Here is a 21,647-nt window from a genome sequence, read left to right on the forward strand (position 1 = left end):
TGTTGCCGGTTTTTTATGCAACTTTACCGATAGTTTGCTTATGCGCAGGATGGAGCTCACCTAACGTAACTTGAGTTCCGAGCTCCAGGATCAGGCGTAAGGCATTGTTATATAGTATCTTCATAATCTTGCCGTTCGATTTTCATGGATTTTTAAGCCTGCAATGCCATCTTTGATTGTAGATGCGCATTTCTTCGCTCCGGCATGAAGCCTCTCGCGAAGATTGTTTTCACCGCTGCCAGTGCGCGATCGCCGCGGCGTCCGCGCCTGAGTGTCAACACATGAGGATCGCCATGCGCGCAATCCCGGCCGCGGCATCGCACAGAGGGACAGGTCATGCTTTCATTCGCAAAATCCATGGATGCGGGCCATATCTTCGACGCGCTGTCGCGCTCGCAGGCCGTGATCCAGTTCGATCTCACCGGTACGATCCTGACCGCCAACGAGAACTTCTGCCGGACGCTCGGCTACGAGCTGAAGGAGATCGTCGGCAAGCATCATCGCATGTTCTGCGAGGCGGCCTATACGGCCAGCGAGGAATACCGCCAGTTCTGGGCGCGGCTGGCGCGGGGCGAATACGATTCGAACAGCTACAAGCGTCTGCGCAAGGACGGCGGCGAGATCTGGATCCAGGCGACCTACAATCCGGTCTTCCGCGGTGGCAAACCCTACAAGGTCGTCAAGTTCGCCTCCGACATCACAGAGGCGAGGAAGCGGGCGGCGGAGGATGCCAGCAAGCTCGACGCGATCGCCCGCTCGCAGGCGGTGATCGAATTCACGCCGACCGGCGAGATCCTGACCGCCAACGAGAATTTCTGCGCGGCGCTCGGCTATGACCTTTCCGAAATCCGCGGCAAGCATCATCGCATGTTCTGCGACCCCGCCTATGTGCAGACCGCGGCCTATGCGGATTTCTGGAGAAGCTTGGCCGAGGGCCGCTTCATCTCCAACGAATTCGTGCGTTACGGCAAGGGCGGGCGCGAGATCTGGATCCAGGCGGCCTATAACCCGATCCGCGACCTTTCCGGCCGGGTCTACAAGGTGGTCAAGTTCGCGACGGATGTGACTGAGCGCATGTCGGCGATCAACGCGCTCGGCGGTGCGCTGAAGGCGCTGGCCGAGGGGGACCTGACGCAGACCCTCGCCACGGCCTTCGTGCCGTCGATGGAGACGGTGCGCAAGGACTTCAACGAGGCGGTGGCCGGCCTGCACGAGGCGATGCGCACGGTCGAGAGCAACGCCAATGCGATCGCCTCTGGTGCGCAGCAGATCCGCTCGGCCGCCGACGACCTGGCGAGGCGCACCGAGCAGCAGGCGGCTTCCGTCGAGGAAACCGCTGCCGCCCTCGACGAGATCACCACGACGGTCGGCGATTCGAGCCGGCGGGCCGACGAGGCCGGCATGCTGGTCGGCAAGACCCGGGCGGGCGCGGAACAATCCGGCGCGGTCGTCAAGAAGGCGATCGACGCGATGGGCCAGATCGAGCAGTCCTCGCGTGAGATCTCCAACATCATCGGCGTCATCGATGACATCGCCTTCCAGACCAACCTCCTGGCGCTCAATGCCGGTGTCGAGGCGGCACGGGCGGGCGAGGCGGGCAAGGGCTTCGCCGTCGTGGCACAGGAAGTGCGCGAGCTCGCCCAGCGGTCCGCCAGCGCCGCCAAGGATATCAAGGCGCTGATCACCACCTCCGGCGAGCAGGTCAGGAGCGGCGTGGCACTGGTCGACGAGACGGGGCGGGCGCTTCAGGAGATCCTGGTGCAGGTGCAGGACGTGCACGCCAACGTGGTGGCGATCGTCGAGGCTTCGCGGGAGCAATCGACCGGGCTTCGCGAGATCAACCAGTCGGTCAATGCGATGGACCAGGCGACGCAGCAGAATGCGGCGATGGTGGAAGAGAGCACGGCGGCAAGCCACGCCATGGCGCGCGAGGCGGAGGCGCTGCATGCCCTCATCCGCCGGTTCCGGCTTGCGGGCAACCCCGCCCAGCCGGTGCAGCGCACGCCGTCGCCCACCCCCGTATCGCAGCTTCATGCCATGGCGCGCGCCCTGCGTGCGCCGCGCGGCTCCACGGCGCCGGCAGCGGAGAACTGGGAAGAGTTCTGAGGGCACCGCGGCATGAAAACGGCCGGCAGCAATGCCGGCCGTTCGCGTTCTCGGGATGGAATCAATGGGCGGCGGCGTTGCCGGCCCGTGCTGCCGGCGGCACTTCGGCTGGCGGCGGGCGGTGGATCAGCGGCGCGGCCTCAAGGACGAGGCTGTCGAGCCCTTCGCCGCCATGGTTGTCGACGATGTCGAAGAATTGCCGGCGCATGCGCGGCTCCCAGAACTTGTTGATATGGGTCGCTACGCCGTTCGCCGCCTCGCTCGCCGGCTGCGAGTGGAAGAAGGTGGCGATCTGGTTTGCCATCCTGACGAGCTTGTTGCCTTCCGACATTCCTGTCTCCTAACCGTTGCCGATCCGGCGTTGCGTGCCGGAGACGATGCGCTCCGCGCCAGTGAAAATCTCGAATTCCTCGCCGCGCACCAGCGCGATCAGCGTCATGCCGGCCTCTTCGGCGGTGCGGATGGCGAGCGCCGTCGGCGCGGAAATGGCGATGATGAAGGGGCTGCCGATGATCGCGGTCTTCTGCACCATCTCGACGGAAACGCGGCTCGTCACCACGACGGCGCCGGTGCTGCCCGCATGGCCCGCCCGCCGCGCGGCGCCGACGAGCTTGTCGAGCGCATTGTGCCGGCCGACATCCTCCCGCACGGCGATGAGGCCTTCGCCCGGGACGTAGAACCCGGCGCCATGCACGGCGCGCGTCACCATGTGCAGCGGCTGCTGGCCGTTCAGCAGGCGTACCGCCTCGACGACCGCATCTTCGCTGAGCGTAAGGGAGGAGGCACGCACCGAGGGCGTCACGCGCACGGCCTGCTCGATCGATTCGATGCCGCAGAGCCCGCAGCCGACGGGGCCGGCCATGTGGCGGCGGCGGGCGGTCAGCGCGTCGTTCTGCGTGTCCGCCAGCCGGATCTGCACGTCGATGCCCTTGTCCTCGGCCAGCACCTCGATGGTCTCGATCTCGCCGGGATCGGTGATGATGCCCTCCGTCAGGCTGAAGCCGACGGCGAAATCATCGAGGTCGGCGGGCGTCGCCATCATCACGGCATGGGTCGAGCCGGCATAGGAGAAGGCGACCGGGGTTTCCTCCGGCACGAAGCGCTCGCCCTCCGCGAGCCGCCCGTTGCGGCGGGCGATCTCGGCGACCTTGGTCGTGGTGGAAAAATCCGGCACGCCGCTATCCTACTCCGCTGCCTCCAGCTTGCCCCTGATCCGGCGCGAGCGGCGGGCCAGTTCGTCATATTCGATCTGCCAGTCGGACGGGCCGTTCGACGGCGAGATCTGCACGGCGGTCACCTTATACTCCGGACAGTTCGTCGCCCAGTCGGAGAAATCGGTGGTGATGACGTTTGCCTGTGTCGTCGGGTGGTGGAAGGTCGTGTAGACGACGCCCGGCGCGACGCGATCGGTGACGAGGGCCCGCAGCGTCGTCTCGCCGGCGCGGCTGGCGAGGCGCACCCAGTCGCCGTCGCGAATGCCGCGGTTTTCCGCATCGTGCGGGTGGATCTCCAGCCGGTCCTCCTCGTGCCAGACGACGTTTTCCGTACGCCGCGTCTGGGCGCCGACATTGTACTGGCTGAGGATGCGGCCGGTGGTGAGCAGCAGCGGGAAGCGCGGGCCGGTCTTCTCGTCCGTCGCGACATATTCCGTGCGGATGAACTTACCCTTGCCGCGCACGAAGCCGTTGATGTGCATGATCGGCGAGCCCTGCGGGTTCTTCTCGTTGCAGGGCCACTGCACCGAGCCGTTCTTCTCCAGATAGTCGTAGGAGACGAGGGCGAAGCTCGGCGTCGTCGCGGCGATCTCGTCCATGATCTCGGAGGGATGGCTGTAGTTCCAGGCAAGGCCCATGGCCCTGGCGAGGTTCTGGGTGACCTCCCAGTCCGCATAGCCGTTCTTCGGCGTCATCACGCGGCGCACGCGGTTGATGCGGCGCTCGGCATTGGTGAAGGTGCCGTCCTTTTCGAGGAAGGTCGAGCCCGGCAGGAAGACATGGGCGTAGTTCGCCGTCTCGTTGAGGAAGAGGTCCTGCACGACGACGCATTCCATGGCGGCCAGGCCTGCGGAGACGTGCCTGGTGTCCGGGTCGGACTGGAGGATGTCCTCGCCCTGGATGTAGAGGCCCTTGAACGTGCCCTCGACGGCGGCGTCCAGCATGTTGGGGATGCGCAGGCCCGGTTCGTTGTTGAGCGTCACGCCCCACAGCTTCTCGAAGATCTCGCGCGTCGCGTCGTCGGAGATATGGCGGTAGCCCGGCAGTTCATGCGGGAAGGAGCCCATGTCGCACGAGCCCTGCACGTTGTTCTGGCCGCGCAGCGGGTTCACGCCGACGCCCTCGCGGCCGATATTGCCGGTCGCCATGGCAAGGTTGGCGATCGCCATGACGGTGGTCGAGCCCTGGCTGTGCTCGGTGACGCCGAGGCCGTAATAGATCGAGCCGTTGCCGCCGGTGGCGAACAGGCGGGCGGCGCCGCGCAGCGTCTCCGCCGGCACGCCGGTGAAGGCTTCGGTTTCCTCGGGGCTGTGGCGCGGCTCGGCGACGAAGGCGGCCCAGTCCTCGAACTCCGACCAGTCGCAGCGCTCGCGGATGAATTTTTCGTCGTAGAGGCCTTCCGTCACGATGACATGGGCGAGCGCCGTGACGACGGCGACGTTCGTGCCGGGCTTCAGCGGCAGGTGATAGGACGCCTTGATGTGCGGCGAGGAGACGAGCTCGATGCGGCGCGGATCAATGACGATCAGCTTGGCGCCCTGGCGCAGGCGCTTCTTCAGGCGCGAGGCGAAGACCGGGTGGCCGTCCGTCGGGTTGGCGCCGATGACGATGACGACATCCGTGTGCTCGACGCTGTCGAAATTCTGCGTGCCGGCGGAGGTGCCGAAGGCCTGGCCGAGGCCGTAGCCCGTCGGCGAATGACAGACGCGGGCGCAGGTGTCGACATTGTTGTTGCCGAAGCCGGCGCGGATCAGCTTCTGGACGAGGAAGGTCTCCTCGTTGGTGCAGCGCGAGGAGGTGATGCCGCCGATCGAATCCCGGCCGTACTGGTACTGGATGCGGCGGAACTCGGCGGCGACATGGGCATTGGCTTCTTCCCAGGTCACCTCGCACCACGGGTCCGAGATCTTCTCGCGGATCATCGGGTTGAGGATGCGCTCCTTGTGGGTCGAGTAGCCATAGGCGAAGCGGCCCTTGACGCAGGAATGGCCGCGGTTCGCCTGGCCATCCTTCCAGGGCACCATGCGCACCAGCTCCTCGCCGCGCATTTCCGCCTTGAAGGAGCAGCCGACGCCGCAATAGGCGCAGGTCGTGACGACGGAATGCTCCGGCTGGCCGATCTCGATGACGGATTTCTCGGTCAGCGTCGCCGTCGGGCAGGCCTGCACGCAGGCGCCGCAGGAGACGCATTCGGATTCGAGGAAATGCTCATGCATGCCGGGCGAGACGCGGCTGTCGAAGCCGCGGCCCTCGATGGTCAGCGCGAAGGTGCCCTGCACCTCCTCGCAGGCCCGCACGCAGCGCGAGCAGACGATGCATTTCGACGGATCGTAGGTGAAATAAGGGTTCGATTCGTCCTTCGGCATCCAGCGGGCGTTGATCTCGCCGTTGTTGCGGGCCTTGACGTGGTTGTCGCCCTCGTAGCCGTAGCGCACGTCGCGCAGGCCGACCGCCCCGGCCATGTCCTGCAGCTCGCAGTCGCCGTTCGCCGCGCAGGTGAGACAGTCGAGCGGGTGGTCGGAGATGTAGAGCTCCATCACGCCCTTGCGGATGTCTTTGAGCCGGCTCGTCTGGGTGTGGACGACGAGGCCGGGCGCCACCGGGGTCGTGCAGGAGGCGGGCGTGCCGTTGCGGCCCTCGATCTCGACGAGGCAGAGCCGGCAGGAGCCGAAGGCATCCACCATGTCGGTGGCGCAGAGTTTCGGCACCTTTATGCCGGCCTCCATCGAGGCGCGCATGATGGAGGTGCCCTCGGGAACGGTGATCTCGTTCCCGTCGATGGTGAGCGTCACCATCCTTTCCGAGCGGGAGGCGGGAGTGCCAAAGTCGATTTCTGGAACGAGGGGCATGGGAACCTCCGGGTCAATCCGTTGCGCCGCGGGTGGGCGGCGACTTCACTTGTTTCTACGACGTCTTCTCGGCGAGCGTCGCCGCGACGAGCGCATTGGCATGGCCATGGCCGAGGCCGTGCGTTTCCTTGAGGAACGTGACGATCTGCATATGCGCCTTGCCGTCCTGCGCGCGGATGATCTCTTTCCAGTGCTCGATCGGCTGACCGTAGGTCTTCTCGATCGAGGGGAAGTAGGATGCCGGGCCCTTGACCTTTTCCGTCGCGCTCATTCCGCCGCCTCCACCATCGGGGCCGGGGAAAAATCCTCCGGGAAATGCGTCATGGCGCTCATGACGGGATAGGGCGTGAAGCCGCCGAGTGCGCAGAGCGAACCGAACTTCATGGTGTTGCAGAGGTCGGCGAGCAGTTCGCGGTTCTTCTCCGGCTCGATGCCTCGGGCGATCTTGTCCGCGGTCTCGACGCCGCGCGTCGAACCGATGCGGCAGGGCGTGCACTTGCCGCAGCTTTCGACGGCGCAGAATTCCATGGCGAAGCGCGCCTGCTTCAGCATGTCGACGGTATCGTCGAAGACGGTGATGCCGGCATGGCCGATGAGGCCGTCCTTCGCGGCGAAGGCCTCGTAGTCGAAGGGCGTGTCGAACAGGGCGCGCGGGAAATAGGCGCCGAGCGGGCCGCCGACCTGGACGGCGCGGACCGGCCTTCCGGAGGCGGTGCCGCCGCCAATCGTGTCGACGATCTCGCCGAGCGTCAGGCCGAAGGCGGTTTCGTAGAGCCCGCCATGCTGGACGTTGCCGGCGATCTGGATCGGGATCGTGCCGCGCGAGCGACCCATGCCGAAATCGCGGTAATAGGCGGCGCCCTTGTCCATGACGATCGGCACGGAGGCGAGCGAGATGACGTTGTTGACCACCGTGGGACGGCCCAGGAAACCCTGCAGGGCCGGCAGCGGCGGCTTGGCGCGCACGATGCCGCGCTTGCCTTCCAGGCTGTTGAGCAGCGCCGTCTCCTCGCCGCAGACATAGGCGCCGGCGCCGACGCGGATTTCCATGTCGAACGCCCTGCCGGAGCCGAGCACGGACGGGCCGAGCATGCCAGCGGCGCGCGCGATGGCGACGGCCTCGTTCATCACGGCGACGGCGTGCGGATATTCGGAACGGGTGTAGACGTAACCCTTGGTGGCGCCGGTGGCGAGGCCCGCGATCGCCATGCCCTCGATCAGCACGAAGGGGTCACCCTCCATGATCATGCGGTCGGCGAAGGTGCCGCTGTCGCCCTCGTCGGCATTGCAGACAATGTATTTTTGGTCACCCGGCGCATCGAGAACCGTCTTCCATTTGATGCCCGTCGGAAAGCCCGCGCCGCCGCGGCCGCGCAGGCCGCTGTCGGTGACTTCCTTGACGATGTCGGCGGGCGCCATCGCGATGGCCTTTTCGAGGCCCCGGAGGCCGCCATGGGTCTTGTAGTCCTCGAGCGAGACGGGATCGATGACGCCGCAGCGGGCGAAGGTGAGGCGGGTCTGGTTCTTCAGGAACGGAATCTCTTCCGTTCCGCCAAGACAGAGCGGGTGGGCCTTGCCGTCCAGCAGGCCGGCATCGAGCAGGCCGGGCACGTCGGAGGGCCTGACGGGCCCGTAGGCGATGCGGCCTTCAGCCGTCTCGACCTCGACCAGCGGCTCCAGCCAGTGCATGCCGCGCGAGCCGTTGCGCACGATCGTGATGTCCAGCCCGCGGGCCTCCGCCTCGCGGGAGAAGGCCTTGGCGACGCGGTCTGCACCGAGCGCAAGGGCTGCGGCATCGCGGGGAACGTAGAGACGAACGGTCATCGGCGTGCCTCCGCGACGAGTTCCTTCGCCAGATCCGCATCGACCCGTCCATGCACCTCGCCGTCGAGCATCGCGGCGGGTGCGCAGGAACAGAGCCCGAGACAGTAGATCGGTTCGAGCGTGACGGCGCCGTCCAGCGTCGTCTGGTGGAAATCGATGCCGAGCAGCGCCTTCACGCGCTCGGCCAGCTCGTTCCCGCCCATCGACTGACAGGCCTCGGCGCGACAGAGCTTCAGCACATGCCGCCCGGTCGGATGGTCGCGATAGTCGTGATAGAAGGTGACGACGCCATGCACCTCGGCGCGCGACAGGTTGAGTTCGCGCGCGATCACCGGCAGGCTCTCCTGCGGCACGAAGCCGAACTCCGCCTGGATCTCGTGCAGGATGGGAAGAAGCGGCCCTTCGAGCCCCTTCAGTTCGCTGACGATCGCCAGCGTTCTTGCGCCGACATCGCTGCCGGATACGTGCACATTCATCGTCAGGCCTCCCAACCGACACGAATGAACCGCAAGGCCTCCGGGTTCTGTCGCGCCGATACCATTGAAACTGCTCGGCGAAGACCGGAACCCTGTCGATCCACGCGTTATTCTAACAGCTTCTCAGCCAGGAGACGACCGGTCAATAAAGCAAAGCCGTTGATCGATAGAAAAATCCTATCAATCGATCCCCTTCTCCGCCAACACGCGCGCTTCGTGCAGCAGGGCGGATACGAGCGGGGTGAAGGGCTCGCGATGGGTGGCGACGAGGCCGACGGTATGGTGCGGCTCGGGCTCGACAAGGGAAACCATACTTATTTCGTCAGGAAATCCAAACGATTTTGCGACGTTTCGCGGCATGATGCTCGCCCAGCGTCCCGTGCGCACATGGGAGAACAGCACGATCATCGAGTTGGCTTCCAGCGAGGGTTCCACCGAAACGCCGGCTTCGGCAAAGTGTCGGTTGATGATGCGGCGGTTCTGCATGTCGGCGGTCAATAGGCAAAGCCTAACGCTGCCGGCTTCCTGCCAGGTCACGGTCGCGCGATCGGCAAAGGGCGTGCCCTTGGCGGTGACGAGGCAATAGTGCTCGTGCAGCAGCGGCACGCTCGTCACGCGGCCGAGCGGCTCGTTCTCCAGATAGGTGAGGCCGGCGTCGATCTCCAGGTTCTCCAGGAGGCCGAGGATCTTGATCGACGTGGTCGAGACGATGGAGAAGGTGACGTCGGGGTGCTTTTCCTGGAAGGGAGCGGTGATGCGCGGCACCATGGCGAGCGTCGTCGGGATGGCGGCAAGGCGGATATGGCCGGACAGGCCCTTGCGCGCCGCGCGCATCTCCTCGCGCATGGTGCGCGTGTCGCCGACGATGCGGCGGGCCCATTCGAGCACGCGCTGGCCTTCCGGTGTCAGGCCCTGGTAGCGCGAGCCGCGCACGACGAGCATCACGCCCAGGTGGTCCTCCAGCTGGCGGATCGCCGCCGAAAGCGTCGGCTGCGAGATGCCAAGTTCTTCCGCCGCCCGGGCGAAATGTTTCTCGCGGGCGAGCGCAATGAAGTATTCGAGCTTGTCTATCATCCCGTGCCTCCGCGTCCTTGATACAAAAGAACAGTGGCGGCACCAATGCCCCGCGCCCTATATCTGGGACGAATGGATGAGCACGAGGAGGGCGCCATGACGTTTCAGGCATTGCTGGTCGAAAAGGATGCAGATGGCGCGGTTTCCGCATCGGTTCGGGAACTGGAGGATTCGCGGCTTCCGGACGGCGATGTCACCGTCGCCGTCGAATATTCGACGCTCAACTACAAGGATGGGCTCTGCATCAGCGGCAAGGGCGGCCTTGTGCGCACCTTCCCCCATGTGCCGGGCGTCGATTTCGCCGGCACGGTCGAAGCCTCGGACGATCGGCGCTACCGGCCGGGCGACCGGGTGGTGCTGACCGGCTGGCGGGTCGGCGAAGTCTGGTGGGGCGGGTACGCGACGCGGGCGAAGGTCAAGGCCGACTGGCTGGTGCCGCTGCCCGAGGAGCTTTCGACCCGGCAGGCCATGGCGATCGGCACGGCGGGGCTCACCTCCATGATGTCCGTCATCGCGCTGGAAGAGGCCGGGCTCTCGCCGCTGAAGGGCGAGGTGCTGGTGACGGGCGCGGCGGGCGGCGTCGGCTCGGTGGCGGTCGCGCTGCTGGCACGGCTCGGCTATTCGGTCGCCGCCCTCACGGGGCGGCCGGAAACGGCGGGCTACCTGAAGGAACTGGGTGCCGAAACGATCGTCGACCGCGGTGAGCTGTCGGAGGCGAGCAGCAAGCCGCTGGAATCGGAGCGCTGGGCCGGTGCCGTCGATGCGGTCGGCGGCGACATGCTGGCGCGGGTGCTCAAGCAGATGAAATATGACGGCGCCGTCGCCGCGGTCGGCCTTGCCGCCGGTGCTGCGGTTCCCTCCTTCACCGTCATCCCGTTCCTCCTGCGTGGTGTCAGCCTGCTCGGCATCGATTCGGTCATGCGGCCCTACGACCAGCGCGTCGATGCCTGGAACCGCATCGCCGCCGACCTGCCGATGGACAAGCTGGAGGCCATGGTGGTGGAGCACCGGCTGTCCGACCTGCCGGAGCTGGCCGGCAGGATCCTCGAGGGCAAGGTGAAAGGCCGCGTCGTCATCGACGTCAATGCCTGATCGAGGCCTGATCTCAGCAGATCAACTGGCCGCCGTTCACCTCCAGCACCTGGCCGGTGATATAGCCGGAAAGGGCCTTGGAGGCGAGGAAGAGATAGGCGGGGGCGCAGTCCTCCGCCGTGCCGAGCCGCTGCAGCGGAATGGTCTTGCGCGTCGCCTCCAGCTTTTCGGCCGATGAATAGCGCGAATGGAAGTCGGTGGTGATCGTGCCCGGCGAGACGCAGTTGACGCGGATGCCGTCCGGCGCGAGCTCGCGTGCCAGCCCCTTGGAATAGGTCGAAACGAACGCCTTGGTCGCCGAATAGATCGCCGAACCCGGGCTGCCGCCGGTGAGCGCCGAGATCGAGACCGTGTTGACGATGGCGGCGCTTGGCGCCCGGCGCAATGAGGGCAGTAGCGCGCGCGTCACCTCGACGACGGAGGTCTGGTTGAGGCGCACGATGGTTTCGTACTGTTCGTCCGTCAGCTCGGCGGCCGGGAAGCGGCCGACCATCGTGCCGGCATTGTTGATCAGCACGTCGACATGCGGGAAGAGGCTGTCCACCCGCTGCAGGATCGCCCCGATGCCGCCTTCGACGAGGAAGTCCGAATAGACGATATGGGCACGGGCCTCCGCGACGGCGGCTTCCAGGAAATCGGGCAGGGGACCGGATGCCGCGCGCCCGCCATGCAGCAGCACATGGGCACCGCAATCGAGGAACTGCCGGGCGGTTTCCAGGCCGATGCCGCGCCCCGCGCCCGTCACGACGACGTTCGCCCCCTTGAACAAGGCTGGATGAAACATGTGCTGTCCTCCGATGCTGGCCGCGACCTGCTGCCCGCCCAGTATCACAAAAAGTGGGGCGCACTCCAAGAAGGCGGGGCGGATCAATTGATGTGCTTTCGTTTTTGCATATTATGAAAACAAACGAAAGCAATGGGAGGAGCCGATGTTTCTGACAGGTCGCCAGGCGGAGATCCTCGATCTCGCCAAGGCCGAGGGCCGCGTGCTCGTGGAAGACCTTGCGGCACGCTTCTCCGTGACGCCGCAGACCATCCGCAAGGATCTCAACGATCTCTGCGATAACAAGGTGTTGACGCGCATCCATGGCGGGGCGCTGTTCCCGAGCGGCAACGAAAACGTCAAATACGAGGCGCGCCGCTCCATCGCCGCGCCGGAAAAACAGGCGATCGGCCGCGCCGCCGCCGCCATGATCCCGGACAATTCCTCGCTCTTCATCAATATCGGCACGACGACGGAGGCGGTGGGCGAGGCGCTGCTCGATCACAAGGAATTGATGGTCATCACCAATAATATCAACGTCGCCAACCGTTTGCGCGTCTATCCCTCGATCGAGGTGGTGATCGCCGGCGGCGTCGTGCGCGGCGCGGACGGCGGCATCGTCGGCGAGGCGGCGGTCGATTTCATCCGCCAGTTCAAGGTGGACTATGCCGTCATTGGCGTTTCCGCGATCGATGAGGACGGCGCGCTGCTCGACTTCGACTATCGCGAGGTGAAGGTGGCGCAGGCGATCATCGCGAATGCGCGTCATGTCATCCTGGTTTCGGATTCGACGAAATTCGAAAGGACCGCGCCGGTTCGCATCGGCCACCTTTCGCAGGTTCACACCTTCATCACCGACAACTGTCCTTTCGAGGGCATTCGCAGCATTTGCCAGGAGCATGACGTGCGTCTCGTGGAGACGTCTTCGCTCGCCTGAAAGGAGGGAACGGTATTTTCACTCGCATTCGTTTGACATTCGAAATATTTTCGTTTTAACTCCACTGGCTTTCGCAACTGCGCAGGATTTGTGCGATGCGAAATGGGGAGGGAACTTTGAACGGCGACGTGATCCGCGATATTTTCGTTATCGGTGGCGGCATCAACGGCTGCGGCATCGCGCGCGATGCGGCGGGCCGTGGTTATTCGGTCGTGCTTGCCGAGATGAAGGACTTTGCGTCGGGCACGTCCTCGGCCTCCACCAAGCTCATCCATGGCGGCCTGCGCTATCTCGAACATTACGAATTCCGCCTGGTGCGCGAGGCGCTGATGGAGCGCGAAGTGCTCTGGGCCATGGCGCCGCACGTCATCTGGCCGATGCGCTTCGTGCTGCCCTTCCAGAAGGGCGGCCTGCGCCCGGCCTGGCTCATCCGCCTCGGCCTGTTCCTGTATGACTATATCGGCGGGCGCAAGCTGTTGCCGGCCACCCGCACGCTCGACCTTGCAAAGGACCCGGCCGGAGGGCCGCTGAAGAAGCTCTTCCGCAAGGCCTTCGAATATTCCGACGGCTGGGTGGACGATGCGCGCCTCGTCGTCCTGAATGCCCGTGACGCCGCCGATCGCGGCGCGGATATCCGCACCGGTACCAAGGTCGTCACCGCGCGCCGCGAAAACGGCCACTGGACCGTCGAGACCGAGAATGTCGAGACGGGCGCGCGTGAAAACGTCCGCGCGCGCATGCTGGTCAATGCGGCAGGCCCCTGGATCGACAAGGTCCTCTCAACCGCCTTCGGCCGAAACGACGTGCACAATGTCCGCCTCGTGCAGGGCAGTCACATCGTCGTGAAGAGGAAGTTCTCCGATCCGCGCGCATACTTCTTCCAGAACCCGGACGGGCGTATCATGTTCGCCATTCCCTACCAGGAAGAATTCACGCTGATCGGCACGACCGACCAGGACTATCAGGGCGATCCCCGGGATGTTCGCATCAGCGACGCGGAAATCGATTATCTTTGCGCCTCGGCGAGCGAATATTTCGCCGAACCCGTGACGCGGAACGACATCGTCTGGACCTATTCCGGCGTGCGCCCGCTCTTCGACGACGGCGCCAGCAAGGCGCAGGAAGCGACGCGCGACTACGTGCTGAAGGTCGAGGGCGGCGATGGCCAGGCACCGCTGCTCAACATCTTCGGCGGCAAGCTCACCACCTACCGGCGCCTCGCCGAATCGGCGCTGGAGAAGATCGAGGATGCGATCGGCGCGAAGGGAGATCGCTGGACGGCCGGCTCACGCCTGCCCGGTGGCGATTTCAAGGTCGACGGGTTCGATGTCGAGGTGAAGGCGCTTTCCGCGCGGTTCGCCTTCCTCGCCCCGGCCCATGCCCGCCGGCTCGTTCGGCTCTACGGCACGCGGGCGGCAGCGATGCTGGACGGTGCGAAGGGCATCGACGATCTCGGCCGGCATTTCGGCAGCGACCTCTATGAGCGTGAAGTGCGCTGGCTGATGAAGGAGGAATGGGCCCGGCATGCCGAGGACGTGCTGTGGCGGCGGACCAAACGCGGATTGCATCTGACGGCCGCGGAGGCGGCCGCACTGGAAGACTACATGGCGGCCGCACAGGCGGCTCCCCACTAGCGCCCTCATCCGGTGGCTGGGAGGAACGACGGAGACAGGAATGCTGGAACTTAAGAACATCGCGAAGGTGGCGGGGGCGGAGACGCATATCCATCCGACCAACCTCGTGCTCGAGCGCGGCTCGCTCAACGTGCTGCTCGGCCCGACGCTTTCGGGCAAAACCTCGCTGATGCGGTTGATGGCCGGCCTCGACAAGCCGACATCTGGTTCCGTCTGGTTCGACGGCAAGGACGTGACGGGCGTGCGCGTGCAGGATCGCGGCGTCGCCATGGTCTACCAGCAGTTCATCAACTATCCGGCGCTGACCGTCTACGAGAACATCGCCTCGCCGATGCGCATCAAGGGCGCCGATAGCGCGACCATCGACCGGGAAGTGCGCAAGGCGGCCGATCTTCTGAAGCTGACACCCTATCTCGACCGCACGCCGCTCAACCTTTCGGGCGGCCAGCAGCAGCGAACGGCGCTCGCCCGCGCCATCGTCAAGAATGCCAGCCTCGTGCTGCTCGACGAGCCGCTCGCCAATCTCGACTACAAGCTGCGCGAGGAACTGCGCCTCGAACTGCCGAAGATCTTCGCCGCCTCCGGCGCGATCTTCGTCTATGCGACGACGGAACCCTCCGAGGCCCTGCTGCTCGGCGGCAACACGGCGACGCTGTCGGAGGGCCGCATCACGCAGTTCGGCCGCACGATCGACGTCTATCGCCGTCCGAACGATCTTCTGACGGCCCGCACCTTCGCGGACCCGCCGCTCAACACCATGCAGGTGCTGAAGAACGGTGGCCATTTCGAGATCGGCGGCAAGCCGGTCCTGCCGGTGCCGGCGCATCTCGCGGCGCTTCCGGACGGCCCCTGCACCATCGCCTTCCACCCGCATCACCTGGCGCTTGCGAGCCAGCATCCGGCTTCCGCAAACCTTCAGGCGCGCACCGCGATTTCCGAAATCGCTGGCTCGGAAAGCTTCATTCACATCGAATTCGAGGGCAGCCGCTGGGTCATGCTCTCGCCGGGCATCCATGACATCGAGCCGGACGCGGTCATCACCGTCCATGTCGACACGCGCCACCTGATGGCCTTCGGCACGGATGGCAGGGCGATCGCGGAACCCGCGGCCGCGGCGGCCTGAGGAGGAGACCATGGCACGCATCAATCTCGACCACATCCGCCACGCCTACGGCGAAAAGCCGAAATCGGAGGCGGATTATGCGCTGAAGGAAGTGCACCACGAGTGGAACGACGGCGGCGCCTATGCGCTGCTCGGTCCCTCGGGCTGCGGCAAGACCACGCTGCTCAACATCATCTCCGGCCTGCTGCAGCCGTCCGAAGGGCGCATCCTGTTCGATGGCAAGGATGTCACCTACCTTTCGACGCAGCAGCGCAACATCGCGCAGGTTTTTCAGTTCCCGGTCATCTACGATACGATGACGGTCTACGACAACCTCGCCTTTCCGCTGCGCAACCGCGGCGTTGCCGAGCCCGAAGTCGACCGTCGCGTGCGCGAAATCCTTGAGATGATCGATCTTTCGAGTTGGGCGAAGAAGACGGCGCGCGGGCTCACCGCCGACCAGAAGCAGAAGATCTCGCTCGGTCGCGGCCTCGTGCGCAACGACGTCAACGCCATCCTCTTCGACGAGCCGCTGACCGTCATCGACCCGCACATGAAGTGGGTGCTGCGCTCGCAACTGAAGAAGCTGCACCGGCAGTTCGGCTTCACCATGGTCTATGTCACGCATGACCAGACCGAGGCGCTGACCTTCGCCGACAAGGTGGTCGTCATGTATGACGGCCAGATCGTGCAGATCGGCACGCCGGCCGAGCTTTTCGAGAAGCCGAGCCACACCTTCGTCGGCTACTTCATCGGTTCGCCAGGCATGAACGTGCTGCCGGCCTCCATCGACGGCAGCAGCATCAAGATCGGTGAGGAGACGCTTACGCTCGACTACCGGCCGCAGGTCGCCGCCGGCGCGAAGACGGAACTCGGCATCCGCCCGGAATTCATTTCGCTGTCGCGCGAGGGCATGCCCGTCTCGATCAGCAAGGTCGAGGATATCGGCCGGCAGAAGATCGTGCGCGCCGAATTCGCTGGCAAGCCGATCGCCATCGTCGTTTCCGAGGACGGCGAGATCCCGGCCGAGCCGCGCGTCACCTTCGACCCCGCGGCCATCAACATCTACGCCGATTCCTGGCGTGTCGGCAGGGAGGGCTGACGATGAACAAGACCTGGAACAACAAGGCCTGGTTCATGGTCCTGCCCGTGCTGCTGCTCGTCGCCTTCTCGGCGGTGATCCCGCTGATGACGGTGGTGAACTATTCGGTCCAGGACACGTTCGGCAACAACCAGTTCTTCTGGAACGGCGTCGGCTGGTTCTCGGACGTTCTGGAATCCGACCGCTTCTGGCAGGCGCTCGGCCGTAACCTGCTCTTTTCCGGCATCATCCTTTCCATCGAGATCCCGCTCGGCATCCTGATCGCGCTCAACATGCCGAAGAAGGGTCTCGGCGTGCCGGTCTGCCTCGTCCTGATGGCGTTGCCGCTGCTCATTCCGTGGAACGTCGTCGGCACGATCTGGCAGGTCTTCGGCCGCGTCGACATCGGCCTGCTCGGCCGCACGCTCCATTCGCTCGGCATCAACTACAACTATGTCAATAATGTCTTCGATGCCTGGATGACGCTGATCATCATGGACGTCTGGCACTGGACGAGCCTTGTCGTGCTGCTGTGCTATGCCGGCCTCGTCTCGATCCCGGAGGCCTATTACCAGGCCGCCAAGATCGACGGCGCGTCGCGCTGGGCGGTGTTCCGCTACATCCAGCTTCCGAAGATGAAGCGCGTGCTGCTCATCGCCTTCCTGCTGCGCTTCATGGACAGTTTCATGATCTATACCGAGCCCTTCGTCGTCACCGGCGGCGGCCCCGGCAATTCGACCACCTTCCTGTCGATCGACCTCGTCAAGATGGCGATCGGCCAGTTCGACCTCGGCCCGGCCGCGGCCATGTCCATCATCTACTTCCTGATCATCCTGCTGCTGTCGTGGATCTTCTACACGGTCATGACCAGCAGCGACGAACAGGCGTGAGGGAGGAAACCATGACCTCACAGGCAACCACCGCAAACACAATCCAGACGAGCGTTGCGAGCAATGCCGGCGCGAAGGCCGGGGCCGGCTCGAAGCGCAGCCTCTCCTGGCTCGTGCCGACGCTCTACATCGTCTTCCTGATGCTGCCGATCTACTGGCTCGTCAACATGAGCTTCAAGACGAACCAGGAGATCACCGGCGTCTTCTCGCTCTGGCCGCAGTCGCCGACGCTCCGGAACTACACCGTGATCTTCACCGATCCGGCCTGGTATTCGGGCTATATCAACTCGATCCTCTACGTGGTTCTGAACACGGTCATCTCGGTCGCCGTGGCGCTGCCGGCGGCCTACGCCTTCTCGCGCTACCGCTTCCTCGGCGACAAGCACCTGTTCTTCTGGCTGCTGACCAACCGCATGGCGCCGCCGGCCGTCTTCGCGCTGCCGTTCTTCCAGCTCTATTCTGCCTTCGGCCTGATCGACACGCACATCGCCGTCGCCATCGCGCACTGCCTGTTCAACGTGCCGCTCGCCGTCTGGATCCTCGAGGGCTTCATGTCCGGCGTGCCGAAGGAGATCGACGAGACCGCCTATATCGACGGCTATTCGTTCCCGAAGTTCTTCGCCAAGATCTTCGTGCCGCTGATCGCCTCGGGCATCGGTGTCGCCGCCTTCTTCTGCTTCATGTTCTCCTGGGTCGAACTGCTCATCGCCCGCACGCTGACGACGACGGACGCAAAGCCCATCGCCGCCACGATGACGCGTACGGTCTCGGCCTCGGGCATGGACTGGGGCGTGCTCGCCGCCGCCGGGGTTCTGACCATCATTCCCGGCGCGCTCGTCATCTATTTCGTCCGCAACTACATCGCCAAGGGCTTTGCCCTGGGGAGGGTCTGATGGCCGCCGTCGCAAACCGCAACAACCGCTGGCCGGTGGCGCTTGCCGCCGTGCTCGCCGCCTATGCCGTCATCACCGGCCTCCTCGTCATGGCGATCCCCGTCAAGGACGGCGCGCGCGACTGGTTCGCCTCGCTCATTCCGGGCGGCTGGATGGCCTGGTCGTTCCCGACGGCCATGTTCTTCCTGACGATCTTCACGCTGATCGCGCTGATGGCGGTGTGGGAATATGCCCGTCCGGGCGGGTCCCCGCGCGTCGGCATCCTGCGCTTCGAGACGACCCGCGGCGACCGGCTCTTCGTGTCGCTGCTCGGCTCGGCGTTCATTCATCTCGCATGGCTGGGGCTCGTCGGTCCCAACCTGTGGTGGGCTCTTGCCTTGTCCGTGGTCTACGCCATCGGCGTGTTCCGCTTCGTCTAGGCAAAGGAAAGGGAGGCCCCGGGGAGAATAGGGGCCTTCGCGCATGCAATCGCAAAACCCTAAGGGAGGATCAATATGCGAAAGCAACTTCTGACGACGACGGCAGTCATGCTGCTGGCGTTCACCGGTTCCGCATTCGCGGACATGGACGCCGCCACGAAATTCCTCGATGCGGAAATCGGCGACCTGTCCACGCTTGACCGCGCCGGCCAGGAAGCGGAGATGCAGTGGTTCATCGATGCCGCCAAGCCCTTCGCCGGCATGGAGATCAAGGTCGTCTCCGAAACGATCACCACGCATGAATACGAATCGAAGGTCCTTGCGCCGGCCTTCACCGCCATCACCGGCATCAAGATCACCCACGACCTGATCGGCGAAGGCGACGTCATCGAGAAGCTCCAGACGCAGATGCAGTCGGGCGAGAACATCTACGACGCCTATGTCAACGATTCGGACCTCATCGGCACGCACTGGCGCTACCAGCAGGCCCGCTCGCTGACCGACTGGATGGAGAACGAGGGCAAGGACGTCACCAATCCCGGCCTCGACCTCGACGACTTCATCGGCAAGTCCTTCACGACCGCGCCGGATGGAAAACTCTACCAGCTGCCCGACCAGCAGTTCGCGAACCTCTACTGGTTCCGCTACGACTGGTTCAACGACGAGAAGAACAAGGCGGACTTCAAGGAGAAGTACGGCTACGACCTCGGCGTTCCGGTCAACTGGTCGGCCTATGAGGACATCGCCGAGTTCTTCACCGGCCGCGAGATCGACGGCAAGAAGGTCTATGGCCACATGGACTACGGCAAGAAGGACCCGTCGCTCGGCTGGCGCTTCACCGATGCCTGGCTCTCGATGGCCGGCAACGGCGACAAGGGCATCCCGAACGGCCTGCCGGTCGACGAATGGGGCATCAAGGTCGACGAGAATTCTCGTCCGGTCGGCTCGTGCGTCGCCCGCGGCGGCGACACCAACGGCCCGGCTTCGGTCTATGCCATCCAGAAGTACCTCGACTGGCTGAAGGCCTATGCACCGGCAGCAGCCGGCGGCATGACCTTCTCCGAATCCGGCCCGGTCCCCTCGCAGGGCGAAGTCGCCCAGCAGATGTTCACCTATACGGCGTTCACCGCCGACTTCGTGAAGGAAGGCCTGCCGGTCGTTAACGAGGACGGCACGCCGAAGTGGCGCTTCGCCCCGTCGCCGCACGGCGTCTACTGGAAGGACGGCATGAAGCTCGGCTATCAGGACGTGGGTTCCTGGACGCTGTTGAAGTCGACGCCTGAAGACCGCGCCAAGGCTGCCTGGCTCTATGCGCAGTTCGTCGTCTCCAAGACGGTCGACGTCAAGAAGAGCCATGTCGGCCTGACGCTCATCCGCGAATCCTCGATCGCCCATCCGTCCTTCACGGAGCGGGCGCCGAAGCTGGGCGGTCTGATCGAGTTCTACCGTTCGCCGGCCCGCGTGCAGTGGTCGCCGACCGGCACGAACATCCCGGACTATCCCAAGCTGGCACAGCTGTGGTGGCAGGCGATCGGCGATGCCTCCTCGGGCGCCAAGAGCGCGCAGGAAGCCATGGATTCGCTGTGCGCCGAGCAGGAGAAGGTGCTGGAGCGCCTCGAACGCGCCGGCGTCATGGGCGACATGGGTCCGAAGCTCGCCGAGGAGCACGATCTCGAATACTGGAACAAGGATGCCGTCGCAAAGGGCAACCTTGCGCCGCAGCTCAAGATCGAGAACGAGAAGGAACAGCCGCTCACCGTCAATTACGACGAACTCGTCAAGAGCTGGCAGAAGTAAGCCGAACCGGCCGCGGGCGTTTTTCGCCCGCGGCCTTCATCATCCGATCCCCTTTACCCGCGTGCCGGAAGGTGCGCGGGTCTTTTCGTCTCAGCCGGAATCCATGCATTGCGCAGCGCGGGGTCTTCCGCTAAGAGACCCCGCGGTTTCTCCCGCGCGCTCGCGCGAAACATTGAAAATAGCGGTACACACCATGGCACGCATCGTGATGAAATTCGGCGGAACGTCCGTCGCTGACCTCGACCGTATCCACAATGTGGCCCGCCATGTGAAACGCGAGGTCGATGCCGGCCACGAGGTCGCCGTCGTCGTCTCGGCCATGTCCGGCAAGACGAACGAACTGGTCGCCTGGGTGCAGAACATGCCGAAGGTGACGGGCGCGAACTCCCCCTTCTACGACGCGCGCGAATATGACGCGATCGTCGCCTCCGGCGAACTGGTGACGGCAGGGCTGCTCGCCATCGCGCTCCAGTCGATGGACATCAATGCCCGCTCCTGGCAGGGCTGGCAGATTCCGATCCGGACCGACAATGCGCACGGCGCAGCCCGCATCCTCGATATCGACGGCGCGGAGATCATCCGCCGCATGGGCGAGGGCCAGGTCGCGGTCGTCGCCGGCTTCCAGGGCCTCGGCCCGGACAACCGCGTCGCAACGCTCGGCCGCGGCGGCTCGGACACCTCCGCCGTCGCCATCGCCGCCGCCGTCAAGGCGGACCGCTGCGACATCTATACCGACGTCGACGGCGTCTACACGACCGACCCGCGCATCGAGCCGAAGGCCCGGCGCCTGAAGAAAATCGCCTTCGAGGAAATGCTCGAAATGGCCTCGCTCGGCGCCAAGGTCCTGCAGGTGCGCTCGGTGGAGCTTGCCATGGTGCACAAGGTGCGCACCTTCGTTCGTTCCTCTTTCGAGGATCCCGATGCGCCGGGCATGGGCGATCTTCTGAACCCGCCCGGTACGCTGATTTGTGATGAGGATGAGATCGTGGAACAGGAAGTCGTAACCGGCATCGCCTATGCCAAGGATGAAGCGCAGATCTCGCTCCGCCGCGTCGCCGACCGGCCGGGCGTCTCGGCCGCGATCTTCGGCCCGCTCGCCGAGGCGCATATCAATGTCGACATGATCGTCCAGAACATTTCCGAGGACGGCTCCAAGACCGACATGACCTTCACGGTTCCCTCGGGCGACATGGAGAAGGCGCTCAAGGTGCTGGAAGGCGCCAAGGAAAAGGTCGGTTTCGACGTGATCCAGCACGAGACGGGCCTCGTCAAGGTGTCGGTCATCGGCATCGGCATGCGCAGCCATGCGGGCGTTGCCGCCTCCGCCTTCCAGGCGCTGGCGGAAAAGGGCATCAACATCAAGGCGATCACCACTTCGGAAATCAAGATTTCCATCCTGATCGACGGTCCCTATGCCGAACTCGCCGTTCGGACTTTGCATTCCGTCTACGGTCTCGATAAGAAGTAAGGACCGGCCGACTCGGCGCCGATCTTCT

19 protein-coding genes are annotated in these 21,647 nt (G+C 64.8%); 11 read left to right on the forward strand and 8 right to left on the reverse strand.

Annotated features, from left to right (window positions below; all coding sequences use genetic code 11):
• Positions 1–336 precede the first annotated feature (336 nt).
• Positions 337–2,106: a methyl-accepting chemotaxis protein gene (locus EV665_RS13500; protein WP_133034490.1), complete on the forward strand. Its 1,770-nt coding sequence runs from the start codon at positions 337–339 to the stop codon at positions 2,104–2,106.
• Between the two features lie 61 nt (positions 2,107–2,167).
• On the opposite strand, the gene EV665_RS13505 is transcribed toward EV665_RS13500, so the two are convergent.
• From EV665_RS13505 to EV665_RS13535, 7 genes are all read right to left on the reverse strand, one after another.
• On the reverse strand, positions 2,168–2,437 hold the full coding sequence (locus EV665_RS13505; protein ID WP_133034491.1) for a formate dehydrogenase subunit delta: 270 nt from the start codon (positions 2,435–2,437) through the stop codon (positions 2,168–2,170).
• Positions 2,438–2,446: 9 nt separating this feature from the next.
• Positions 2,447–3,280: a formate dehydrogenase accessory sulfurtransferase FdhD gene (gene fdhD, locus EV665_RS13510; RefSeq protein WP_133034492.1), complete on the reverse strand. Its 834-nt coding sequence runs from the start codon at positions 3,278–3,280 to the stop codon at positions 2,447–2,449.
• Between the two features lie 9 nt (positions 3,281–3,289).
• Positions 3,290–6,169 (reverse strand): formate dehydrogenase subunit alpha, encoded by a 2,880-nt coding sequence (gene fdhF, locus EV665_RS13515; protein ID WP_133034493.1) that lies wholly within the window; start codon positions 6,167–6,169, stop codon positions 3,290–3,292.
• A 55-nt stretch (positions 6,170–6,224) separates the two neighbouring features.
• Positions 6,225–6,440, reverse strand: coding sequence for a DUF4287 domain-containing protein (locus EV665_RS13520; protein WP_133034494.1), 216 nt, complete (start codon positions 6,438–6,440; stop codon positions 6,225–6,227).
• The gene (locus EV665_RS13525; protein ID WP_133034495.1) at positions 6,437–7,993 is read right to left on the reverse strand and encodes a formate dehydrogenase beta subunit; all 1,557 of its coding nucleotides are present in this window, start codon (positions 7,991–7,993) and stop codon (positions 6,437–6,439) included. The genes EV665_RS13520 and EV665_RS13525 overlap by 4 nt, the downstream gene beginning before the upstream one ends.
• The gene (locus EV665_RS13530; RefSeq protein ID WP_133034496.1) at positions 7,990–8,469 is read right to left on the reverse strand and encodes a formate dehydrogenase subunit gamma; all 480 of its coding nucleotides are present in this window, start codon (positions 8,467–8,469) and stop codon (positions 7,990–7,992) included. Before EV665_RS13530 ends, EV665_RS13525 begins: the two co-directional genes overlap by 4 nt.
• A gap of 180 nt (positions 8,470–8,649) precedes the next feature.
• Positions 8,650–9,543 carry a LysR family transcriptional regulator gene (locus EV665_RS13535; RefSeq protein ID WP_064331820.1) on the reverse strand — a complete coding sequence of 298 codons (894 nt, stop codon included), beginning with the start codon at positions 9,541–9,543 and terminating at the stop codon, positions 8,650–8,652.
• Positions 9,544–9,639: 96 nt separating this feature from the next.
• Here EV665_RS13535 and acuI point away from each other — a divergent pair, with 96 nt between their 5' ends.
• Positions 9,640–10,635, forward strand: a complete 996-nt coding sequence (acuI, locus tag EV665_RS13540) for an acrylyl-CoA reductase (NADPH) (RefSeq protein WP_133034497.1) — start codon at positions 9,640–9,642, stop codon at positions 10,633–10,635.
• Between the two features lie 13 nt (positions 10,636–10,648).
• Here the strand turns inward: acuI and EV665_RS13545 are convergent, their stop codons facing one another.
• Positions 10,649–11,419 (reverse strand): SDR family NAD(P)-dependent oxidoreductase, encoded by a 771-nt coding sequence (locus EV665_RS13545; protein WP_064331818.1) that lies wholly within the window; start codon positions 11,417–11,419, stop codon positions 10,649–10,651.
• Positions 11,420–11,564: 145 nt separating this feature from the next.
• On the opposite strand from EV665_RS13545, the gene EV665_RS13550 reads away from it, so the two are divergent.
• The 9 genes from EV665_RS13550 (at position 11,565) to EV665_RS13590 (ending at position 21,619) form a co-directional block, all read left to right on the forward strand.
• Complete coding sequence (locus EV665_RS13550) at positions 11,565–12,335, forward strand: DeoR/GlpR family DNA-binding transcription regulator (RefSeq protein ID WP_064331817.1); 771 nt, start codon at positions 11,565–11,567, stop codon at positions 12,333–12,335.
• A 116-nt stretch (positions 12,336–12,451) separates the two neighbouring features.
• Entirely contained in the window at positions 12,452–13,969 is a 1,518-nt protein-coding gene (gene glpD, locus EV665_RS13555; protein ID WP_064331816.1) for a glycerol-3-phosphate dehydrogenase, read from the forward strand.
• Positions 13,970–14,009: 40 nt separating this feature from the next.
• Complete coding sequence (locus EV665_RS13560) at positions 14,010–15,092, forward strand: ABC transporter ATP-binding protein (RefSeq protein ID WP_133034499.1); 1,083 nt, start codon at positions 14,010–14,012, stop codon at positions 15,090–15,092.
• Between the two features lie 10 nt (positions 15,093–15,102).
• Positions 15,103–16,173, forward strand: coding sequence for an ABC transporter ATP-binding protein (locus EV665_RS13565; protein WP_064331814.1), 1,071 nt, complete (start codon positions 15,103–15,105; stop codon positions 16,171–16,173).
• 2 nt (positions 16,174–16,175) lie between these two features.
• Complete coding sequence (locus tag EV665_RS13570) at positions 16,176–17,042, forward strand: carbohydrate ABC transporter permease (protein WP_064331813.1); 867 nt, start codon at positions 16,176–16,178, stop codon at positions 17,040–17,042.
• A gap of 11 nt (positions 17,043–17,053) precedes the next feature.
• The gene (locus tag EV665_RS13575) at positions 17,054–17,935 is read left to right on the forward strand and encodes a carbohydrate ABC transporter permease (RefSeq protein ID WP_245507714.1); all 882 of its coding nucleotides are present in this window, start codon (positions 17,054–17,056) and stop codon (positions 17,933–17,935) included.
• Positions 17,935–18,354: a DUF2160 domain-containing protein gene (locus EV665_RS13580; protein ID WP_084438163.1), complete on the forward strand. Its 420-nt coding sequence runs from the start codon at positions 17,935–17,937 to the stop codon at positions 18,352–18,354. Before EV665_RS13575 ends, EV665_RS13580 begins: the two co-directional genes overlap by 1 nt.
• Before the next feature lie 75 nt (positions 18,355–18,429).
• On the forward strand, positions 18,430–20,151 hold the full coding sequence (locus EV665_RS13585) for an ABC transporter substrate-binding protein (RefSeq protein ID WP_133034500.1): 1,722 nt from the start codon (positions 18,430–18,432) through the stop codon (positions 20,149–20,151).
• A gap of 193 nt (positions 20,152–20,344) precedes the next feature.
• Positions 20,345–21,619 (forward strand): aspartate kinase, encoded by a 1,275-nt coding sequence (locus EV665_RS13590; RefSeq protein ID WP_064331811.1) that lies wholly within the window; start codon positions 20,345–20,347, stop codon positions 21,617–21,619.
• Positions 21,620–21,647 lie beyond the last annotated feature (28 nt).

The sequence above is a fragment of the Shinella granuli genome, from assembly GCF_004341885.1.
Lineage (GTDB): Bacteria > Pseudomonadota > Alphaproteobacteria > Rhizobiales > Rhizobiaceae > Shinella > Shinella granuli.

Bases quoted from the DNA above. Each gene is read 5' to 3' on its own strand.
- EV665_RS13500 (WP_133034490.1), top strand. From the start codon at position 337: ATGCTTTCATTCGCAAAATCCATGGATGCGGGCCATATCTTCGACGCG.
- EV665_RS13505 (WP_133034491.1), bottom strand. From the start codon at position 2,437: ATGTCGGAAGGCAACAAGCTCGTCAGGATGGCAAACCAGATCGCCACC.
- fdhF (WP_133034493.1), bottom strand. From the start codon at position 6,169: ATGCCCCTCGTTCCAGAAATCGACTTTGGCACTCCCGCCTCCCGCTCG.
- EV665_RS13520 (WP_133034494.1), bottom strand. From the start codon at position 6,440: ATGAGCGCGACGGAAAAGGTCAAGGGCCCGGCATCCTACTTCCCCTCG.
- EV665_RS13525 (WP_133034495.1), bottom strand. From the start codon at position 7,993: ATGACCGTTCGTCTCTACGTTCCCCGCGATGCCGCAGCCCTTGCGCTC.
- EV665_RS13530 (WP_133034496.1), bottom strand. From the start codon at position 8,469: ATGAATGTGCACGTATCCGGCAGCGATGTCGGCGCAAGAACGCTGGCG.
- EV665_RS13535 (WP_064331820.1), bottom strand. From the start codon at position 9,543: ATGATAGACAAGCTCGAATACTTCATTGCGCTCGCCCGCGAGAAACAT.
- acuI (WP_133034497.1), top strand. From the start codon at position 9,640: ATGACGTTTCAGGCATTGCTGGTCGAAAAGGATGCAGATGGCGCGGTT.
- EV665_RS13545 (WP_064331818.1), bottom strand. From the start codon at position 11,419: ATGTTTCATCCAGCCTTGTTCAAGGGGGCGAACGTCGTCGTGACGGGC.
- EV665_RS13550 (WP_064331817.1), top strand. From the start codon at position 11,565: ATGTTTCTGACAGGTCGCCAGGCGGAGATCCTCGATCTCGCCAAGGCC.
- EV665_RS13560 (WP_133034499.1), top strand. From the start codon at position 14,010: ATGCTGGAACTTAAGAACATCGCGAAGGTGGCGGGGGCGGAGACGCAT.
- EV665_RS13565 (WP_064331814.1), top strand. From the start codon at position 15,103: ATGGCACGCATCAATCTCGACCACATCCGCCACGCCTACGGCGAAAAG.
- EV665_RS13570 (WP_064331813.1), top strand. From the start codon at position 16,176: ATGAACAAGACCTGGAACAACAAGGCCTGGTTCATGGTCCTGCCCGTG.
- EV665_RS13575 (WP_245507714.1), top strand. From the start codon at position 17,054: ATGACCTCACAGGCAACCACCGCAAACACAATCCAGACGAGCGTTGCG.
- EV665_RS13580 (WP_084438163.1), top strand. From the start codon at position 17,935: ATGGCCGCCGTCGCAAACCGCAACAACCGCTGGCCGGTGGCGCTTGCC.
- EV665_RS13585 (WP_133034500.1), top strand. From the start codon at position 18,430: ATGCGAAAGCAACTTCTGACGACGACGGCAGTCATGCTGCTGGCGTTC.
- EV665_RS13590 (WP_064331811.1), top strand. From the start codon at position 20,345: ATGGCACGCATCGTGATGAAATTCGGCGGAACGTCCGTCGCTGACCTC.